The following is a 19,249-nucleotide window of genomic DNA, read 5'->3' as shown; positions in this document are numbered from 1 at the left end:
AGGCGTGAAGAACGACCTCGCGAGGCTAGTTCGACGGCTGGGATGGCGTCTCCTGTTTAGTCCACAGCTCGTGTGGCCCTGTCGGCCCACTACGTGTTCAGCAGGGCCTTGAAGCGGGCCGCGCCGTGGTGGGTCAGCCAGTCCCCGAAGGTGAGCAGGCCGGGGTGGAGAGCGCGTAGGGGCTCGATGTCGACCAGGGGGTAGATGCCGTCGTTGAGGGACTGGATGCCGCGGGCCGCCTCCTCGCTCTGGGCGCGTACGGCGTCGAGGGGGATGTGGACGTACGGGACCTCCTGGCCCGTGGCACGGCTGATGGCGGCGGCGGTCTCCGGCGGGGTGAGGGTGTCGCCCGCCAAGTCGAAGGCGCGGGAGCGGAAGCGGTGGGGGTCGTCGAAGGCGAGGGCGGCGAAGACCGCGATGTCGGCCAGTGCGATGAACTGCTGGCGGGTGTCCGGGTTGTACGGCGTGGCCAGGGCGCCACCCCGCAGACCCCATACGGGGTGGAGCAGGTTCTCCATGAAGGACGTGGGGCGCAGAACGGTTGCGGGCGTGCCGATCGCGCCGATGTGCTCCTCGATGCGCCGCTTGCTCTCCAGCGTCGACAGCCCGCTGTCACCGTCGGCGCCGAACGCGGACGCGTAGACGAGGAGTTGAGCCCCGGCGGCCAGCGCCGCGTCCGCCAGGTTCCTGCCCCACCGTACCTCGTCGTCCGGTCCGTATTCCGCGGGCAGGCCCGGCATGCCGGGGGTGGGTTGGACGCTGAACACACCGTGGGCTCCGCGGGCCGCCGCGTCGAGCGAGGCGCGGTCGTCCAGGTCGCCCGCGGCCACTTCGGCGCCTGAGGAGGCGAGGGCGACTGCCGCGGGGCTGGTGGTGTCCCGGGTGAGCGCGCGTACGTGCCAGCCGTCCGCGAGCAGTCGCCTCGCGGTGGCGCCGCCCTGCTGACCGGTCGCGCCGGTCACCAGGATGATGCGTTTCGACGTCATGGGGGTCATGGTGGAAGGCTCCCGAGTAGAATCGGAACGAGTAACCCGGTTAACGTACCGGAACGACTGACCCGCTTGTCAATCAGGGGGATGTGGACGGAGATGGCGAGGGAAGCGGCGCACGGCGCGGCAGAGGGTGAAGGGCCGCCCCCGGGCGGGCCGCCTCCGGAAGGGCTGCCCTCGCGGGCCGACGCGCGGCGGAACAGGGCGCGGGTGCTGGCCGCGGCCAGGGCCTCGTTTGCGGCGGAGGGCGGCATGGCGCCGCTCGGCGCCATCGCCGAGCGGGCCGGGGTGGGCGCCGGGACGGTGTACCGCCACTTCCCCTCCAAGGAGGACCTCTTCGAAGCGGTGATCGCCGACAGCGTGGAGGGGGTCGTCGCCGAGGGGCGGGCGTTGGCCGCGGCCGTGGATCCAGGGGCGGCGTTCTTCGGTTTCCTGGAGCGCGTGGTCAGGGAGGCGTCGCTCAACCGTGCGCTGTGCGAAGCCTTCGCCCGGGAGGCCCCCGGTCGCATCCCCGATGCGGCGGCCGGTGCCAGGCACGAGTTCGGTGATGTGCTGAGTGTGCTGCTCCGGCGTTCCCAGGAGGCCGGAGCGGTCAGGGCGGATGTCGAAGCGGCGGACGTGCAGGCGCTGGTGGCGGGGTGCGCGGCCATGGAGCAGGGACGCGGCCCCGGCGCCGGGGTGCTGACGGCGGTGATGTGCGACGGATTGCGAGCGGAGCAAGCCGTAACGAAATTCCGTAACGGAATGGGGGAGGGTGACGGCGGGGCCGCTGGTCCGCGTGACGAAATCGGTCGGTGCGAGATGTGCGGTGACCCGCTGCCCGGCGACCGCACCAGCCGCGCGGGCCGCCCCGCGCGGTTCTGCGGGGCGGCATGCAGACAGAAGGCCCACCGGCGGCGCACGCGCACCAGTGGCTGACCTTCTGCCCGTGACCGAACGGACGCGGAGGCGGCTGGGTGACCTACGTCATGGGAACGTGGCCGGGCCCGCGAGCAGTTGAGGGTGTGACCACTGACAGGGACATGAGCCGGATGCCGGGCCCCGGACCGTCGACGATCGCCGCGGCGGCGGTGTGCGCCCTGCTGGTCGCGGCCGTGCTGGCGGGGGCCGCGCTCCTGGCGCCCGGGTCCGGCCTCGGCGTGCGGACGGAGGGCCCCGCCGCCACTGTGGGCCCGGCCGCCACCGTCGGCCCGGCCGGGGCCTCCGTCCCGGAGGCCGGGCGCCCGCGCGCCCCACGCGTTGTGACCCACATCACCGGAACTCGACCCCCTGGCCCGGCCAGCCAGCACACGTGACCACAGATATGCGAACCCGGGTACGGGCCGGGGATCCAGGCGCCTTCGCGGAGCTGTTCGACGCCTACGCGCGGACCGTCTACAACCACGCCTTCCGGCTGACCGCTGACTGGTCGGTGGCCGAGGACGTCATGTCGGCGACGTATCTGGAGGCGTGGCGGCGCCGTGAAACGGTTGATGCCGAAGGGGGATCCCTTCGGCCCTGGCTCCTGGGCATCGCCACCAACGTGGCCCGTACCCACTGCCGCAGTAATCGGCGCTATCGGGCCGCGGCCGCCGCTGCGGCCGAGGCGGGGGCCGCGTCGATGCGGATTCCCGACCATGCCGAGGAGACGGCCGGGCGGGTGGACGACCGGCGCCGGATCAACGCCACGCTGACCGCCCTCGGATCGCTGAAGCGCGCCGAACGTGAGGTCCTCGTCCTCTGCCTCTGGGAGGGCATGGAGTACGCCGACGTCGCCCGCACCCTCGGCGTCCCCATCGGAACCGTCCGCTCCAGGCTGTCCCGCGCCCGCGCCAAGCTGCGCAAACTCGCCGACGCGGAACTGGGCCGCAGAAAACGGGAACTCACTTCGCTCCCCCGGCAGGTAAAGGGCGATCGCACCCACGCGATCCGGTCCGTAGAGGAAGGAATCCGATGAACGCCAGCCCCTCCCAGCCGCACCCGGCTGAGTGGCCGGAGACCCGAGAGCTCCTGGCCACCGAAGAGCGGGGTCTGCCGGCGGGCCGCCACCAGTACCACAAGGAGCATCTGATGGCCCAGATCCACGACGACCTCCGCACCACCCCCGGCGCCCCGCCCGCCCCCGCGCGGCAGCGCAACCCGTTCCTGCGCCGGACGATCCTGCTGCCCGCCGCGGCCTGCGCGGTGGCCGGTGCGGTCGTGGGCGGCTTCGCCCTCGCGGGGGGCGATGGTGGCGGCAAGACCCCCCTGGCCACCGGTCCCGCGCTGACCACTCAGATCGGCACCGCCGATGCCAAGGGCGCCCCCGAGCTGCTCCACCGCATCTCGTTGGCCTCTGCCGACGCCTCCGGGCCCACGGTGCGCGACGGGGAGTTCATCTACATCGCCTCGAAGGTGGCCAGCACCTACCCCAAGACCGTGGACGACAAGACCACGGTGGTGAGCGAGAAGCTGCACTCCCGTCAGGTCTGGCAGTCCCCCGACGGGAAGGACGGCTGGCTGATCGAGCCGGGCCAGACCGGCGACAAGGGCATGACCCTGGCCGGTCCGCACCCGATCAGCGCGGCGTACAACACCCTGGCCAAGCTGCCCACCGACCCCGACGCCCTGTTGAAGAAGATCTACCAGGACGTTCGTGAGAACGCGGACAAGGAGGTTCCCCGCGACCAGGCGGCTTTCGTCGCCATTGGCGATCTGCTGACCGAGAGCTACCCGCCCGCGCGGCTCGCCCCCGCCCTCTACAAGGCCGCCGCCAAGATCCCCGGAGTGGTCGCGGTGGACGACGCGGTTGACGCCACGGGCCGTCACGGCGTCGCGGTGGCACGGCTGAACGAGGCGGATGGCCAGCGCGAGGAGTGGATCTTCGACAAGAAGACCATGGAATTCCTCGGTGAGCGCACCGTCCAGGTCAAGCCCGACACGGACGGTCTGCTCAAGCCCGGCACTGTCGTCTTCACCAGTGCGATCACACAGCGCGCGGTTGTCGACGACAACAAGCAGACGCCTTCCCAGGCCGGCTGACCCGCCCGTCCGCCTCAGACCTCCTCGCGCATCAGCCGCAGATACACCACCGAGAACAGCGCCCCCACCAGCAGCAACAGCAGGGCCACCGCCGTGCCGTAGCCGATGAGGGACTTGTTGAACGCCTGGTCGTACATGAAGACCGGGAGGGTCTGGCTGCGGTTTCCCGGGCCGCCTCGGGTCATGGCCCAGATGAGGCCGAACACCGACAGCGTCTGGAGGGTGTTCAACATCAGATTGGTGCCGATGGAGCGGCGGATCATCGGCAGGGTGATGTGCCAGAAGCGGCCGAGGCCGCCGGCGCCGTCGACCTCCGCGGCCGACCGGCTCGGGCCTCACTTGGCGCCGCCGGACCGCAAGGACGAGCCGGTCGGCACGGGAAGATCGCTCGCGTCCGCCACTGAGCAGGAACGCACAATACATGGTGTGGCCCGCCTTAGAGGCATCTAAGGCGGGCCACGCTATCTGGGCTACATGCTGCCCCTCATGCCGGAACCGTTGTAGCGACCACCGGGGCTTTTAGTCATCGCTTGTCGAACGAGAACGGATCTTTGCCCAAACCACGCCTCCGGTCACACAAGCAGCGAGGAATACGAGGATGATGGGGATCAGTGGCCCGATCCCTATTCCTTCGAACATGACGCCTCCTTGGCGTGATGAAAGCGACCAGCAGGTCGGGGAACTCCCATTCTACCTTTGATCCTCGCCGTTGGTCACTGATAAGCCCCTATGCGACTATTATGTGCTAATAGCCAGATTCAGGGCCATGGTCGGTGAAACTTAGAAGCATGAGGCAGGGCCCGAGAGTGCCCCACTCAACACCTCTATTACTCCTTGAGATAGCCACCTACGAAGCCGCGATAGTCGCCCCACACGCGCTCTCGCTTGTCCCATGAGCTGCCCCAGCAGTCGGCCGTCCAAACAGTTTCGGACTGGGCGTTGTCGGCAGGCGGCGATGAGATCCATTCCTTGACGGGGCTATGAGAGAATGAGCACCCCGGCACGTAGAGGAAATGCGTCGCGCTACCTGGGTACACTTTCCTCGTATCTTTGCCCTTGACCTGGTAGTTTGTCCTCACCTTCACCTGGGAGACCTTGATGCCCAGGATCTTGTCGTTGACGGCGTATGACGCCCACATGTCTCTGACTCGGGAGGCCTGGGCTGCCGAGTCATCGTTCGGGGGCAACCCGTCACTCGCGCCGCCGCTGTTCTCGTACTCGATCACAACATCACCCCCTGCAAGCTCAACCCGCTCCCCGGAAGCAGCCGGTTCGCTGGTGGTTGCATATAAGAACTTACTCACAAAATCTGGATCGTTGATCAGGGTGACGAAACGGGCCTTCTCGGTGCCTGAAAGGTTCTGGAACTGGTCCAGTGTTTCTCGAGCCTGGTCATCCTCGAGGGAAGCGGTTTTCAGATAGGCTGTGTAGTTCAGGATTTGTTCAGCAGTGGTGGCGTCGTCTGCCTGAGCCGTTCCAGGAAACAACGAAAATGCTAATCCCGCCAGAGTCAAGCCTGCGGAAGTCACGAAACCACGTCTGCGTATAGAGTGCATCATGCCGAAATTCTCCCTTTCGCTGACCTCATACTTGCGTCAAGTTTGAGCAGGAAAGAGGGGCGGTGTGACATAATGACACACTCCGATGCCCCCCCCGGGTTCCAAAACTGGCGCGCCCGCCTCCTGTCCCCGCGGGGCACGCTTCACAGACAATGCACGAGTTCCTCACACTGTGTCAACAAGTCTCGAATAAATTGAGGTTTCCCTGAGTTTCGATGAGCCGATTCTTCAAGCCCCGTCCGGAGGGGCAGAGGCTCTGGCGGACGGGTTCACGACCAAGATTTCCCCTACCGTCACGCGGTGGCGCTGCCGGGCCCATACTGTTCCGGGAAACACAAGCACCACGGTATGCAGGTCCAGGCCCTCACTGACCTGCTCGGACGGCTCTTGCGGGCGTCTCCGGCCTTACCCGGTCCCGACTCACCCCTGGCCGCCGCGAGGACTCACGACCCCATCGACGCGCTCGCCGATGTGCGGCTGAAAACGGTGCTCCCGCCGCCACGTCCCACGTGCCCTTCCGGGGCCGTTGACTGAAGGGGCGGAAGCGTCGCGGCAACACCACCCACGCCAAGATTTGCTCTGTCGGTGAGCAGGTCTCTTGATCAGCGCCCCGATGAAGGTGCGGGACGCCCACCTTCCCGGACTGAATCGCGTGGCCTGAATCCGTGGGTTGGGCGGCGTCATCTTGGATGAGGGGCCGTGCCGTTGACGTCTCCGCCTGCCCGCTATTCCCTGATTCCGGTCCGTACCGACCGCTTCGTGATCTGGGGGGAAACGGTGCGATCCTTGAGACGGTTCGCTGTGCTGGCGACCGCCTGTATGTGTGGTGTCGCGGTGGTGCCGGCGGCCACCGCGGCCGGGCCGGAGGAACCGGCGGCGCACCGGCCGCGTACCGAGCTGGTGAACGCCACGGCAGACGGCGTCGTAGGAGACGACCGCGCGTCCCGGGGGTGCTCAGCGCCAACGGCCGCTTCGTCGCGTTCGCCTCCTCGCGGGAGGACCTGGTCCCCGGGGACACCAACGGGCGGCAGAGTCTGCCCGCAGGGAGGCCGGGGCCATCAGCTCCCGTGGTAAAGCCGTGCCACGTCGACGAGTTGAATGGTCTCGTCCCGGCTCGCCATGTCCCGTAGCTCTTGGGTGAAGCCGGCGCCGCTGAAGCACAGAAGGCGAATCTCCTGCTCCCGGGCACCGCTGCGGGCTGCCAGCAGGCTGCGGAGGTGCTCCAGGCGCCCCAGGTCTCCCAGGCCCATGATGTCGTTCCATTTGGCTTCACCGATGGCCAGCAGGGTCTCGCGTTCGTCGGTGTCGCGGCCGAAGACGGCGACGTCGACTTCGTGACTGGTCTTGGCGCCGGGGTCGGATACCGTGCCGCTCGCGACACGGGAGGGGTGGCCACCGTAGGTGGCGGGGTCCGCATGCCATCGGGCCCACGTACGGCAGATACTTTCGAAATGCGGTCCGACGACCTTGCTGCGGAAAGTGGGCTGGGCACGGCTCCACACATCGGCGGCGCGGCCGGGGCGTTCCAGATCTCCCCACATCGGGCGCATGACGGCGTGGTAGAAGGTGACCAGCGGTTCGGCGATCCGATACGCGGAGCGGTTTTTCCGGAACGCGTCGGTTTCATGTGTGATCATGCCGACGTCTTCGAGGACTCCGAGCGGGTGGGCGAGGTCGGTGGACTTGCGGCCGAGGTAGTCGGCGATGCCGCCGCGTGATGCGTTGCCTTGGGCGATGGCGGCCAGGACCGAGTGATAGAGGGCCGTATCGCGAAGCTCGGGCTCTTCGGCCAGGAGGTAGCGGGCTTCGCGGAAGAGCGGTCGCCCAGGATTGAGGACGGCGCGGATGACCCAGTCGTCGAAGTCTTCCGGGCCCGCGGGGGTGTCGCCTTGCGTGAACTCGCGCCGGTAAGCGGGGGTTCCGCCGACGATCGCGTTGGTCAGTACGGCGGTGGGCAGGTCGGCGATGTCCCAGAACTGGGCGGCGAGGCGGAAGTCCAGGGTGGGGACGATGAGGTCGAGCCCCGCACGCCCTCGCAAGGGCGCGTTGCCGGCCAGCAGCTTGCCCATGAAGGACAGCGCGGATCCGCACAGCAGAAGGCGCACAGGGGTGTTGGTGCGCTGGGCGCCGGGGTCCAGGGCCCGCTGGATGATGGGCGGCAGGGAGGGTGATGCCTTGGCGAGGAAGGGGAACTCATCGATCACCACGGTGGTCGGGCCGGAGGTCGCGATGGACATCAGCCGAGTGATGGCCTCGTCCCAGTGGGAGAACCTGAAGAGCGTGGGCTCGGCGACATGGGCGGCCAGGGCGGCACCGAACTGGCGGAGGGCATCGGCCTCAGTGGTCTCGGTGGCGGTGAACATGAAGCCACCCGTGGCCCGGGTGACCGCGTCCAGGAGGAAGGTCTTGCCCTGACGGCGGCGCCCGGATACGACGCCCAGCGTCGCCTCCGGGCCGGCGTAGGTCGCGAACCGGACGAGCTCGGACCACTCGAAGTTCCGGTCGAACATTTCGGGTGGCTTCTTCACGCCGGGCCTCCAGTGATGAATAGGTATGGCTATTATAGCTGCACCTATACAAGAGACCTTCGCTGGTTCCGACGGCTGGCCGCGTGTTCGGTCGGCTGTGACATAAGCCATGGGGACGCGGCCATGTCCGGCGGCTGCCCGATGATGGGACAGCAGATAGCCGTCGTCCATGCCTCGAACTACGAGGTGATCCGGACGGTCCTGCCCGCCACGAAGCCGAGCCCGGGCTCCGGCGACGGTCACACCCGCTGACCACGGGCGGGCGCCCCGAGCCCGTCCCGGGCCGCGGCCCGGACCGTGACCCGGAGCGCCCTGCGGTACGGCGGTGCGGCGGCGGGGTCAGACCTCTTCCTTCATCAGCCGCAGATACACCACCGAGAACAGCGCCCCCACCAGCAGCAACAGCAGCGCCACCGCCGTGCCGTAGCCGATGAGGGACTTGTTGAACGCCTGGTCGTACATGAAGACCGGGAGGGTCTGGCTGCGGTTTCCCGGGCCGCCTCGGGTCATGGCCCAGATGAGGCCGAACACCGACAGCGTCTGGAGGGTGTTCAACATCAGATTGGTGCCGATGGAGCGGCGGATCATCGGCAGGGTGATGTGCCAGAAGCGGCCGAGGCCGCCGGCGCCGTCGACCTCCGCGGCCTCGGTGATCTCCTTGGGGATCTCCGACAGCGCGGCGGAGTAGACGAGCATCGAGAAGGCCGTGCCGCGCCAGACGTTGGCGAAGGAGACGGCGAGGATGGGCAGGGTGTAGAGCCAGTTCTGGGACGGCAGGCCCAGCCAGTCCAGCAGCGCGTTGAGCGTGCCCTCGCGGCGGAAGAACGCGTAGAGCAGGAAGCCCGCCACGATCTCGGGGACGACCCAGGCCGCGATGACGACCGAGCCGGTCAGCGTGCGCACCGGCCGGGAGGCACGCTGCATCAGGGCGGCCAGGGCCAGGCCGAGGGTGTTCTGGCCGACGAGGGAGGAGAGCAGGGTGAAGACGAGGGTGAGGACGACCGCGTTACGGAAGTCGTCGTCCCCGAAGGCGCGCTGGAAGTTGTCCAGGCCCACGAAGTCCGTGGAGGACGCGCCCGTGAGCTGCATGTTCGTGAAGGCGATATAGACGCAGTAGGCGATCGGGCCACCGAGGAAGAGCAGCAGCATGACGGTGGCGGGGGCGAGCGGGAGCCAGCGCAGGGGGCGGCCGCGACGGGGGCCCGGCCGGGCCGGGGTCTCCGTCGGGGCCGCCGCCACCTTGGTCGCGGTTGCCATCGGGGGGCGGCCCTCAGCCCTGGCCGCCCGCCGCCACCGTGGCGCCGTCGGCGATGGACTTCAGCTGGTCGTCGTAGGACTTCGCGGCCTTCTCCGGTGAGGAGTCACCCGTGGTCGCCGCCTCCATCGCCTCGCCGATCGCCGTGGAGACCTGCGGATAGACGGGGGTGGTGGGCCGGTAGTGGGTGTTCTTCACCAGGCCCGTGAAGAAGGTGATCCCGGGCATGGACGAGGTGTACTTCGGGTCCTGTGCGACGTCCTTGCGGACGGCGATCTGCGCGTCGACGATGTCCCAGGTGACCGCGTTGTCCTTGGTCTGGAGCTGCTGGATGAACTTCCAGGCCAGATCGGGGTTCTTGGACTTCGCGGTGATCGCCCACGTCCAGCCGCCGGACATGCTGACCTTGCCGGGTGCCTGGCCGTGCTGCGTGGGCATCGGGGCCTGGCCGAGGGTCTTGGACCACTCGGGCCAGGGCTTGCCGCCGGTCTTCAGCCAGTTCTGGCCGAGCCAGGAGCCGTCGAGGGCGATGGCCAGCTTGCCCTGGGGCAGCCATTCGCTGTAGACGGTGGTGCCCACGTTGGGGTCGAGGGCGTCGGAGATGTCCGGGCCCAGCTTCTCGGAGTAGACGGTCTTGAGGAAGTCGAGGGCGTCGGTGAACCCCTTGCCGCCGGTGACCCACTTCTTGGCGCCGGGGTCGTAGAGCGGGTTCCCGCCCGCCTCGCCCGTGCCGTACAGCAGCATCTCGAAGCCCTGCATCACGGAGGTCTCGCCCGGGGCCTTGCCGGTGTAGACGTTGAGCGGGGTGACGCCGGGGACCTTCTTCTTGATCGTGCGCGCCGCCTCGAGGATCTCGTTCCAGTTCTTCGGGGACCAGTCGGCGGGCAGCCCGGCCTTCGCGAAGATCTCTTTGTTGAACCACAGGCCGCGGGTGTCGGTGCCGTCCGGGACGCCGTACGTCTTGCCGTCCTCGGCCTTGGCGGCGGTCTTCGCGGTGTCGACGAACTGGTCCCAGGTCTTCCACTTGGCCAGATACGCGTCGAGGGGGCGCAGATAGCCCGCCTTGATGTCGGAGTTGATCCGGAAGGTGTCCTCGTAGACCAGGTCCGGGGCGGTCTTCGGGGACCGCATCATCTGCTGGACCTTGGTGGCGTAGTCGTTGTCCTGCGCCTGGATCGGGATCAGCTTGACCTTCTTGCCGGGGTTGGCCTTCTCGAACTGCTTCTTGACCTCGGCGAGATGGTGGTCCTTGAAGCGGATCTTGTTGTCGGTGGAGCGGTTGTAGGCGACCTTGACGGTGTCCGGGTCGCTGCCCGAACCGCCACCGCAGGATGTGAGTCCGGCGGTGGCGGCGAGGGTGGCGGCGAGGATCAGTGGGGCGGTGGGGCGCACGGGCACGACCTCCTTGCTGGCCTCTGTGGGCTGCGGGCTGACCGTAAGGTCGGCTTCAACGGAAGGTCAATCCCCGTGACCTGGATGGTCACGTGATCGAACGCCGCCCGGCGGGCGGATGGGGCTCGGCTCGGTGTCAGCCGTTGTAGCCCGCGAGCGCCTTGGTGAAGTCGTACGTGCCCTGGTTGATACCGCTGCACGCGTCCCCGTCCGTGCCGGAGCCGCACTTGCGGTCGCGGTTGAGCGACCAGAAGCTGACGCGGGCCAGGTGGTGGCTCTTGGCGTAGGAGACCATGTCCTTGAAGTTGTTCAGGGATATCGTCTCGCCCGCGACGTCGGTCTTGCCGTTCATCGAGGAGAAGCCGACCTTGCGGTAGGCGGCGTCGGAGGAGAGGCCGTACGCGCTCGCCACCGTGTTCTTCAGACCGTCCACCGCGGACTTGGTGGCCGCGGCCATGTCGATCGAGCCCTGGCCGAAGTCGAACGGCATGACCGTCCAGCCGTCCACGTCGAGCCCGGCGGTGGCGCCGCGCTTGACCAGGTCCTTCCCGCCTGCGTCGGGACCGGACGTGGTGGTGCCGAAGGTGACGTACACCTTGATGCCGCTGTTCTTCTGCTTGACCGTCTTGAGCGCGTCGATCACGCGCTGGCGGACCGTGGCGTTCTCGAACTCGGTCGACTCGATGTCGATGTCGATCGACTTGAGCTTGTACGCGTCGATGACCTTCTGGTACGCCCCGGCGAGCGCGGACGCGGAGGAGCACTTCTCGCCCAGCTTGTTACCGCTCCAGCCGCCGAAGGAGACGGTGACATCGCCGCCCGCCGAGCGGATGGAGTTGATCGTCGACTGGTCGTTGCCGCCGGTGAGCGCGCGGGAGCCGTCCCACTTGGGGGTGCAGCCGCCGTCGGACAGCATGAAGGCCATCGTGAACTGCTGGGTGCCGGTGGCCGACATGACGTCCGTGGCCTTGGGCGGGGAGCCCCAACCCAGGTAGAGGTAGGGGCCGTTGAGCCCGCTGGGCGCGGCGGCGGTGTGCGCCGACCCCGGCGCCGCCTGGGCGGTGGCCGCCGTGGTGACGCCCGCGCCGAGCAGGCCGATGGCGGCGGCGAGGGCGAGTCTGCGGTGCGTCGGCTTGGAAAGAGGCATGGCTGATGGAGCCTCCTGGGTGGGGGGTGGGAGGAAGTCGAGCGAGGCTGAACCTAGCGAGGCGGCATGGCCGCGACAAGATGTCGGATAGGAAACTTTCCTATTTCCCATGACCAGGGACTCCGCCCCTGGCCCCCGGGGGTCTGCGGCGGAGCCCTGTCGCCCGGTGTGCGCTTGTACGCCGAGCGGTTGCGGCAGGCGTACGAAGCCGCGATCGCGGCCGGAGACAGCCGCCCCTAGTGCTCATGCCCGAGGACGCGATGTCAGCAGTTCCCTTGCCAGGGGACCGCATAGGAGCTGCCGATTTCATACCGCCCTGGTGTGGAAACTTTGAAACGGATCCAGTCACCATCACGCTCCACACAACCAGCGCTGGTGCGGAGCCAGGGGGAATAGGGGATACGCAACCTGACCATGCCGGGCCTGGGAACGTGTACTGCGATTTTCGCATTGTCGCTGCTGACGACTGACGCATCCGCACCTGAGACAATTGGCCTGGCGCCCTTCACCCGATAAATCTGCCACTGGGAGTCGTGCCATACCGGCTCCAGCCAGCTCGGTCTGCCGCGGACGAGCTTGGCTTCGTCTTTTGCCGCCCAGTCAGGCTCACCCCCCGGCAGGACGACATAACCTACCGCCCACTTGTCGAGCCATGCGCGATATTGCCCCATCGTGAACTGGTTTTCATAGAACAGGCCCCCGCGTTCTACATCGAGCTGGCGATTCCACCCCCGTGCCAGATTCACGTGAGGACCGAGTGCGGTGGTTTCACGATGATTGACAGCAGGCACTACCTCCACACGCGTGCGGTCCGCATGCAAACGGTCGAGCGCTTTCAGCACACCTTGCGTGTGGGACGCCCATGACGGCACAGGGGTCGACATATTGAGCACATGGATAGTATGTGCCGTCACCCACTGCACGGAAAGAGCGAGAGAAAGCCCGATGGCTACCCTTGGCGCTATGTGAACGCCGCGCTCGAGTAGCACGCAGAGAAGCACCGGAGGTCCGAATAGTTCAGCGAGACGGATGACGTTGGAACCGACAGGCGAAGAAATCAGTCCGGTCAAAACCACACCTGACGCATAAATCGCGGAGCTGAAACGTAGAGTCCTCCACTCTCGCGGTGCCAGCAGCGCCAGAGCGATTCCGAAGAGGGTTGGCTCCCACATGTCGTCCATTGCCATGGGCATTGCGCCGCTAAAAGGAAAGAGCAAGATTGCCGAAGCGACCACTGCGACAGGCGGCGCACAAACAGCGATAGCTCTTCCCGTATCCCGGTTCAAGAGCCACCCTGCCCCGAGAACCAGGAGGAACAGCCCTGCGACGGGACTGGCCAGAGTTGCCAGGGCGCTGAACGCCGATGCCGGCACCAAGCGCCGGCTGGAACCTACCAGGCCAAGACAGGACACCAGCGCCAGAGTCACGCCCAGTGCGAAAGTGGAGCGCCCCGACGCGACATTCGCCCAGAGAGACAGGACCGCCAGGAGTGCAGGCCACAACGGACGACTTACTCCGCTGCGTACGAACACACGCCCCATGAACCACGAGGCAATGATTCCCGCCCCCACGGTGACAGTCCGCACACCAAGAAGAGCCATCAACTGCGGTGCGATGACACTGTAGTTGCCGACATGGATTCCCCCGTACCAGCCCAGGTTGTAGGGGGATCCGGGGTGTCGGGAGACGAAATCCGCCCATGCTAATTGCGCGGCGAGATCACCGCCGCCTGTTGCCAGACAGGCGGCCCATACGGCATACAGCGGCAGGGCCAGGGCGGTAGCCGAAATCGGGACGTAGTGGTGGCGCCAGTGTGTACGCGCCCATGCGAATCTGCCGGCCTGAAAACTCTCTACAGGAATGTGGACATCTACATCTACATCTACATCTACAGGCAGTTGGACCGCCGAGACGGAGGGAGGTATTCGGGAAGACACTCCGCCAGCGTGCCCGGACCTCGCTGACCGGTTGCTGACCCAACCTGACCGGCCGATCAGGAAGGCGGGCCGGCGCTGTGCGAGGCTGCACCACATGCGCATCCTGGTGGTCGAAGACGAGGTGGACCTCGCACACACCCTGCACACCGGTCTGACCGCCGAGGGCTACAGCGTCGACCTCGCCCATGACGGCCGACAGGGCCTGTGGATGGCCCGGACCGGCGAATACGCCCTCGTCGTACTGGACTTGATGCTGCCCGGACTCAACGGCTACAAGGTCTGCGCCCAACTGCGCCGGGAGGGCAACGCGACCCCCATCCTCGTACTCACCGCCAAGGACGGGGAGTGGGATCAGACAGAGGCCCTGGACACGGGGGCCGATGACTACCTGGCCAAACCCTTCTCCTACATGGTGCTCGTCGCACGGCTGCGGGCCCTGGCCAGACGAGCCGCCACGATCGCCCCGCCCGTCCTTGCCGTGGGCGACCTCTCGTTGGATGTCGCCGGCCGGGTCTGCCACCGGGCCGGGACCCGGGTGGAACTCACCCCCCGGGAGTTCGCCGTGCTGGAGCTGCTGGCCCGCCGGGCGGGCCAGGCGGTCTCCAAAACGGATCTGCTCTATCACGCGTGGCCCGACGAAGCCCGGGATCCCAACCTGGTGGAGGCGCGCGTCAGCGCCCTCCGCAAGAAGGTGGACGCCGCGTTCCACCGGCAGTCCCTGCAGACCGTACGGGGTACCGGCTACCGGCTGGTGGACGACCGTGAACTCGACTGAGCCGCGACGCCGCTGGTGGCCAACCGTGAATGCGACCGGGCCGCGACGCGGCTGGTGGCCGCGCTCGGTACGAGCCCGCACGGCCCTGGCCGCCGCCTCGACCGCCGCCGTCATCCTGGCCGGCATCGGCTGGTGGGTACACCACGACGTCTACCGCGAGAGCACAGGGATCGCCCAAGGGCAGACGCAGAAACAGTTCTTGGCTCTCGTCGATCAGCTGGAGAAGGGTGCGGTTCCCGCTCGCCGAAGCACCGTGCCGTATGAGATCGTCGCGACCGGCCGACGCGCCGCTGTCGCCTACGGCGGAGGCATGGAGGAGTTCGATCCCGGCACCCGCCATGTGCTGCCCGCCCCACCGAAGGCCGAGTTGCCCGCCCCACCGGACGAGGGGCCGAACTGGGGCTATACGACCCGTCCCGTGCGCCTGCCGGCGCGCCCCGACTCCGCACCCGGGGACCGGTTCGGCAAGGACGGCGGAACCTACCAGGTCATGTACGACGATGTCAGGGCCGATGAACTGAGCGGCGACACAGTCGCCGCTCTGGGTGTCGCCGCCGACGCCCAGCTGCGGGTCTATGTGGTGGTGCTCCCGCACGCAGCCGAGGACATCGCCGGGACCATCACCGAGGCCACCGACCGCCTGCTGCTGCGGGCCGGGCTCGTCAGCCTCGTACTGATCGCCGCCGTCGCCTACTTCGCCGTCCGTATCGCGCTGCGGCCGGTCGAAGCCATCCGCGTCCTCACCGCCTCGGTCACCGCGAACGACCCCCGCGAACGCGTCACCGTCCCCAATACGGGGGACGAGATCGCCGCCCTGGCCACCACCATCAACACCACCCTCCAACGCCTCGACGACGCCGCCGCCCAGCAGCGCCGCTTCGTCGCGGACGCCGCCCACGAACTACGCAGCCCCCTCACCACACTGCTCGCCAGCCTGGAAGTCGCGCTCGCCTACCCGGAACGCACCGACTGGCCCGCCGCGGCCACCACCGCCGCACGGCAGACCCGCCGCCTCCAGGCCCTCGCCGAGGACCTGCTGTTCCTCGCCCGCCTCGACACCCGCACCCCCGCGGCCGGCCCCGACACCGTCGACCTGACAGCCCTCGCCTCCCGGCTGACCGAGCAATACCCCCTCACCGAACGTCCGCTGACCCTCACCTGCGACAGCACCGCCCCCGCACACGTACACGGAAACCCCGACGAATACGAACGACTGCTGCGCAACCTCATCGACAACGCCGCCCGCCACGCCACACACCGCATCCAGATCACCGTCCGGAACCGGGACGGCCGGGTCGACCTCACGGTGCACGACGACGGACCGGGCGTGCCCACCGAGGACGCCGAGCGCATCTTCGAACGCTTCGTCCGGCTCGACGACGCCCGCTCCCGCGACCACGGCGGCACCGGCCTGGGCCTCGCCATCGCCCGCGACCTGGCCCACCGCCACCGAGGCACCCTCACCCTCACCCCCCGGACCCTCGGAGCATGCTTCGAGCTACGCCTCCCCCAAGCCCCCGCCCCGGCCGACACATGACGCGCTTCACCGCGGCCGCACCGGCCACCCGATGAGACGCCGCTGGTGCGGTGGGTGAGAATGCGGCAACTGGGCTGAGCTCAGTGTTCGCTGAGCCAGCGGTACAGCAGCTCGGGCCGGCCGATCTGCCCGTAGTGGGGGGCGCGGGCCGCCCGACCGGCCTCCACCAGGTGCTCCAGATAGCGGCGGGCGGTGATCCGGGAGATCCCCACGGTCTCGGCGGTCGCCGCGGCCGAGATGCCCTCCTCCTCCGCGCCGCGCAGCGCCTCCGTGACCGCGTGCAGGGTGGCCTGGGTCAGCCCCTTCGGCATCGCGGCGGGCTGCGGCGCCCGCAGCGCGGCCAGCGCCCGGTCCACCTCGTCCTGCCCGCTGGCCTCGCCCGCGGTCGCGCGGAACTCGGCGTACCGGAGGAGGCGGTCCCGGAGGGTGGAGAAGGTGAACGGTTTCAGCACGTACTGCACGACCCCGAGGGAGACCCCGTCCCGGACCACCGCGAGGTCCCGGGCCGAGGTGACCGCGATCACATCCGCGTCGTTCCCGGCGGCGCGCAGCGCCCGTACGAGCTGGAGGCCGTGCCCGTCGGGGAGGTAGAGGTCCAGCAGCAGCAGATCGGCGGGCGTCCGCTCCAGCAACCGCTGCGCGTCCCCGCCACTCCGCGCCGCCCCGACGACGGCGAAGCCGGGAACGCGCTCGACGTACATCCGGTGCGCGTCCGCCGCGACGGGGTCGTCTTCGACGACGAGAACCCGGATCGGCGCCGGATCCCCCGGTCTCGCCTGCGGCGGGCTCATGGACGGATTCCTCTCGAAACGCGGTCGAAACGCGGTTGACGTGGAAGCTCGGGGCTCCAATTTACGGAGGGTAACCGCAAGTGGCCAGATCCCTACGGTGACGATTCCCCTATGGCCTGTGCCCCGGGGACTCAGGCCCCGGGACCCCGCTCCCGGACGGCCGGATTTGACCGTACGGCGGCCGGGCGGGGCGGCCGCCTGCCCGGGTCGGACCCACCTGGCTCCGGTGGGCGCCCGGCGCCGGGCGCGGGCATCCGGCCGGCCGGGCCCGCTCGTGCGCGGCCCACGTGTCCGCCCGGTGGCCGGGCCGCTGTGAAGGCGCCGCCCCGCCTGGGGCGACCGCGCCGGGGCTCGTCCGCTCACCTCACCCCCCGCACGGGGTGGTCGGCGGCGGCCCGCTCCGGGGCGGCGGGCGCCCGCCCTGGTCCTGGCTGCCGCTGGGTGGCTGGCAGCCGCGGCTCCCGGAGCGGCGGCTCCCCGCTCGGGTCGGCCGTGCCTCGGCCCCGGTGGGCGCCCGGCGCCGGGCGCGGGCATCCGGCCGTCCGGCCGGGCCCCACTGCCCCCGCCCCCGCGTGGGGTGGTTGGTGGCGGCCCGCCTCGCCACCGGCTGCCGCCGAGTGGCCGGTCGGGGCTCCCCGGGCCGAGGCGGGGCTCACGTCGTGACGGCCGGGGTTGTCAGGGGGAGGCGGGCGGTGAATTCGGCGCCGCCGTCGGGGGAGGTGGTCACTTCCACCGTGCCCGCGTTGCGGCGGGTGGCCTGCTGGACCAGGGCCAGGCCGAGGCCGCGGCCGGGGGACTTCGTGCTCCAGCCGCGGCGGAAGACCTCCTCGGCCGCCGCCGGGTCGAGCCCGGCGCCGGTGTCCGACACGCGCAGGGTCAGCTCGCCGGCGTCCGCGCGGGCGGTGACCGTGACGCGGGCGCTGCGCGGGGCCGACTCGTTGCCGATGCCCTCGGCGGCCGCGTCCGTGGCGTTGTCGATGAGGTTGCCGAGGATGGTCACCAGGTCGCGGGCGGGCAGGCCGGGCGGGAGGACGCCATCGTCGATGCGGCTGTCGGGGGCCAGGACGAGCTCGACGCCGCGCTCACTGGCCTGGGCCGCCTTGCCCAGCAGCAGGGCGGCCAGGACGGGCTCGGCGACGGCCGCCACCACCTGGTCGGTCAGCGCCTGGGCCAGCTCCAGCTCGGCGGTGGCGAAGTCGACCGCCTCGTCCTCCCGGCCCAGTTCGATCAGCGAGACGACGGCATGCAGCCGATTCGCGGCCTCATGGGCCTGGGAGCGCAGCGCCTCCGCGAAGCCGCGCAGCGAGTCCAGCTCGCCGGAGAGCGCCTGGAGCTCGGTGTGGTCGCGCAGGGTGACGACCGTGCCGCGCTGCTCACCGCTGCTCACCGGTGAGGTGTTGACGACCACGACCCGCTCCGCGGTCAGGTGCAGCTCGTCCACGCGCGGCTCGGCCGCCAGCAGGGCGCCGGTCAGCGCGGGCGGCAGGCCCAGGTCGGAGGCGTAGCGGCCGACGGAGTCCTCGGGCAGGCCGAGCAGCTCCCGCCCGCCGTCGTTGATCAGCGCGATCCGCCGCTGGCCGTCCAGCATCAGCAGCCCCTCGCGCACGGCGTGCAGCGCGGCCTGGTGGTAGTCGTGCATCCGGCTCAGCTCGGCCGCGTTCATCCCGTGCGTATGGCGGCGCAGCCGGGCGTTGATCACATACGCGCACAGGCCGCCGAGCGCGAGCGCGGCGGCCGCCACGCCGAGCAGCGCGAGCAGCTGCCGGCGCACCTGGGCGCTGATGGTGTCCACGGTTATCCCCGCGCTGACCAGCGCCGTGATCCGGCCGCCGGCGCGGTCGTCGCGCACCGGGGCCACGACCCGCACCGAGGGGCCGAGCGTGCCGGTGTACGTCTCGGGGAAGATCCGGCCGCGCAGCGCGGGCTTGATGTGGCCGAGATAGGTCGCGCCGATCTGGTCCGGATCGGGGTGCGCCCAGCGCACCCCGTGGGTATCCATGATCGTGACGAAGGTGACGCCGGTGTCCCGGCGCACCTTCTCCGCGTACGGCTGGAGCCGGGCCGTGGGGTCCTTCGACCGCGCGGCCTCGGCGACCGACGGCGAGTCGGCGACGGCCACCGCGGCGGCGGTCGCCCGCTGCCGCGCGGCCACCACCGCCTGCTCGCGGTCGGTGACGTAGGCGAAGACGGCGCATCCGGCCACCAGGGCGGCGACCAGCACGACCTGCATCGCGAAGAGCTGGCCCGCCAGGCTCCGGGGGTGGGGAATGCGCATGGCCATCAGTCTGCACACGCATCTTTGTGTGAACGAAATGAACGGAAGGGTGACCCCCGTCACA

The 19,249-nt window shown here is 69.2% G+C and carries 16 protein-coding genes and 2 pseudogenes; 8 read left to right on the top strand and 10 right to left on the bottom strand.

Annotation, left to right across the window (positions count from 1 at the left end):
• Positions 1–89 precede the first annotated feature (89 nt).
• The gene (locus tag KHP12_RS18885; protein WP_244203391.1) at positions 90–986 is read right to left on the bottom strand and encodes an NmrA/HSCARG family protein; all 897 of its coding nucleotides are present in this window, start codon (positions 984–986) and stop codon (positions 90–92) included.
• A gap of 102 nt (positions 987–1,088) precedes the next feature.
• Here KHP12_RS18885 and KHP12_RS18880 point away from each other — a divergent pair, with 102 nt between their 5' ends.
• The 4 genes from KHP12_RS18880 (at position 1,089) to KHP12_RS18865 (ending at position 3,989) form a co-directional block, all read left to right on the top strand.
• Positions 1,089–1,907, top strand: coding sequence for a TetR/AcrR family transcriptional regulator (locus tag KHP12_RS18880; RefSeq protein ID WP_211833197.1), 819 nt, complete (start codon positions 1,089–1,091; stop codon positions 1,905–1,907).
• A gap of 86 nt (positions 1,908–1,993) precedes the next feature.
• Positions 1,994–2,284: a hypothetical protein gene (locus KHP12_RS18875; RefSeq protein WP_086885803.1), complete on the top strand. Its 291-nt coding sequence runs from the start codon at positions 1,994–1,996 to the stop codon at positions 2,282–2,284.
• Positions 2,281–2,925 carry an RNA polymerase sigma factor gene (locus KHP12_RS18870; protein WP_086885804.1) on the top strand — a complete coding sequence of 215 codons (645 nt, stop codon included), beginning with the start codon at positions 2,281–2,283 and terminating at the stop codon, positions 2,923–2,925. Before KHP12_RS18875 ends, KHP12_RS18870 begins: the two co-directional genes overlap by 4 nt.
• Entirely contained in the window at positions 2,922–3,989 is a 1,068-nt protein-coding gene (locus KHP12_RS18865; protein ID WP_210609880.1) for a CU044_5270 family protein, read from the top strand. Before KHP12_RS18870 ends, KHP12_RS18865 begins: the two co-directional genes overlap by 4 nt.
• Positions 3,990–4,003: 14 nt before the next feature.
• On the opposite strand, the pseudogene KHP12_RS18860 reads toward KHP12_RS18865, so the two are convergent.
• Together KHP12_RS18860 and KHP12_RS18855 are read right to left on the bottom strand one after the other, a co-directional pair.
• A pseudogene (locus KHP12_RS18860) lies at positions 4,004–4,309 on the bottom strand (carbohydrate ABC transporter permease); the annotation flags it as partial.
• Between the two features lie 507 nt (positions 4,310–4,816).
• Positions 4,817–5,518 carry a hypothetical protein gene (locus tag KHP12_RS18855; RefSeq protein ID WP_143678406.1) on the bottom strand — a complete coding sequence of 234 codons (702 nt, stop codon included), beginning with the start codon at positions 5,516–5,518 and terminating at the stop codon, positions 4,817–4,819.
• Positions 5,519–5,848: 330 nt separating this feature from the next.
• Here KHP12_RS18855 and KHP12_RS51120 point away from each other — a divergent pair.
• A pseudogene (locus KHP12_RS51120) lies at positions 5,849–6,022 on the top strand (IS5/IS1182 family transposase); the annotation flags it as partial.
• Between the two features lie 584 nt (positions 6,023–6,606).
• Here the strand turns inward: KHP12_RS51120 and KHP12_RS18850 are convergent.
• Positions 6,607–8,076, bottom strand: coding sequence for an AAA family ATPase (locus KHP12_RS18850; protein ID WP_308016835.1), 1,470 nt, complete (start codon positions 8,074–8,076; stop codon positions 6,607–6,609).
• Positions 8,077–8,199: 123 nt separating this feature from the next.
• Here KHP12_RS18850 and KHP12_RS52430 point away from each other — a divergent pair, with 123 nt between their 5' ends.
• Entirely contained in the window at positions 8,200–8,328 is a 129-nt protein-coding gene (locus KHP12_RS52430) for a hypothetical protein (protein ID WP_276522316.1), read from the top strand.
• Between the two features lie 87 nt (positions 8,329–8,415).
• Here the strand turns inward: KHP12_RS52430 and KHP12_RS18845 are convergent, their stop codons facing one another.
• From KHP12_RS18845 to KHP12_RS18830, 4 genes are all read right to left on the bottom strand, one after another.
• Positions 8,416–9,333 carry a carbohydrate ABC transporter permease gene (locus KHP12_RS18845; protein WP_086885274.1) on the bottom strand — a complete coding sequence of 306 codons (918 nt, stop codon included), beginning with the start codon at positions 9,331–9,333 and terminating at the stop codon, positions 8,416–8,418.
• 13 nt (positions 9,334–9,346) lie between these two features.
• The gene (locus KHP12_RS18840; protein ID WP_210609882.1) at positions 9,347–10,723 is read right to left on the bottom strand and encodes an ABC transporter substrate-binding protein; all 1,377 of its coding nucleotides are present in this window, start codon (positions 10,721–10,723) and stop codon (positions 9,347–9,349) included.
• Between the two features lie 136 nt (positions 10,724–10,859).
• A complete protein-coding gene (locus KHP12_RS18835; protein WP_086885597.1) occupies positions 10,860–11,870 on the bottom strand; it encodes a chitinase in 1,011 nt (336 codons plus the stop codon).
• Between the two features lie 263 nt (positions 11,871–12,133).
• Complete coding sequence (locus KHP12_RS18830) at positions 12,134–13,807, bottom strand: DUF8823 domain-containing protein (protein WP_308016834.1); 1,674 nt, start codon at positions 13,805–13,807, stop codon at positions 12,134–12,136.
• A 94-nt stretch (positions 13,808–13,901) separates the two neighbouring features.
• Here KHP12_RS18830 and KHP12_RS18825 point away from each other — a divergent pair, with 94 nt between their 5' ends.
• Positions 13,902–14,582, top strand: a complete 681-nt coding sequence (locus KHP12_RS18825; protein WP_086885596.1) for a response regulator transcription factor — start codon at positions 13,902–13,904, stop codon at positions 14,580–14,582.
• Between the two features lie 25 nt (positions 14,583–14,607).
• Positions 14,608–16,119, top strand: a complete 1,512-nt coding sequence (locus KHP12_RS18820; protein ID WP_211833196.1) for a sensor histidine kinase — start codon at positions 14,608–14,610, stop codon at positions 16,117–16,119.
• Between the two features lie 80 nt (positions 16,120–16,199).
• On the opposite strand, the gene KHP12_RS18815 is transcribed toward KHP12_RS18820, so the two are convergent.
• Together KHP12_RS18815 and KHP12_RS18810 are read right to left on the bottom strand one after the other, a co-directional pair.
• On the bottom strand, positions 16,200–16,910 hold the full coding sequence (locus KHP12_RS18815; RefSeq protein WP_210609886.1) for a response regulator: 711 nt from the start codon (positions 16,908–16,910) through the stop codon (positions 16,200–16,202).
• Positions 16,911–17,562: 652 nt separating this feature from the next.
• Positions 17,563–19,185 carry a sensor histidine kinase gene (locus KHP12_RS18810; protein ID WP_210609887.1) on the bottom strand — a complete coding sequence of 541 codons (1,623 nt, stop codon included), beginning with the start codon at positions 19,183–19,185 and terminating at the stop codon, positions 17,563–17,565.
• Positions 19,186–19,249: the final 64 nt, after the last annotated feature.

The sequence above is a fragment of the Streptomyces asiaticus genome (assembly GCF_018138715.1).
GTDB classification, from domain to species: domain Bacteria; phylum Actinomycetota; class Actinomycetes; order Streptomycetales; family Streptomycetaceae; genus Streptomyces; species Streptomyces asiaticus.
The sequence above is the reverse complement of the archived record's forward strand: the minus strand, read 5'-3'. Positions and strand labels throughout refer to the sequence as shown.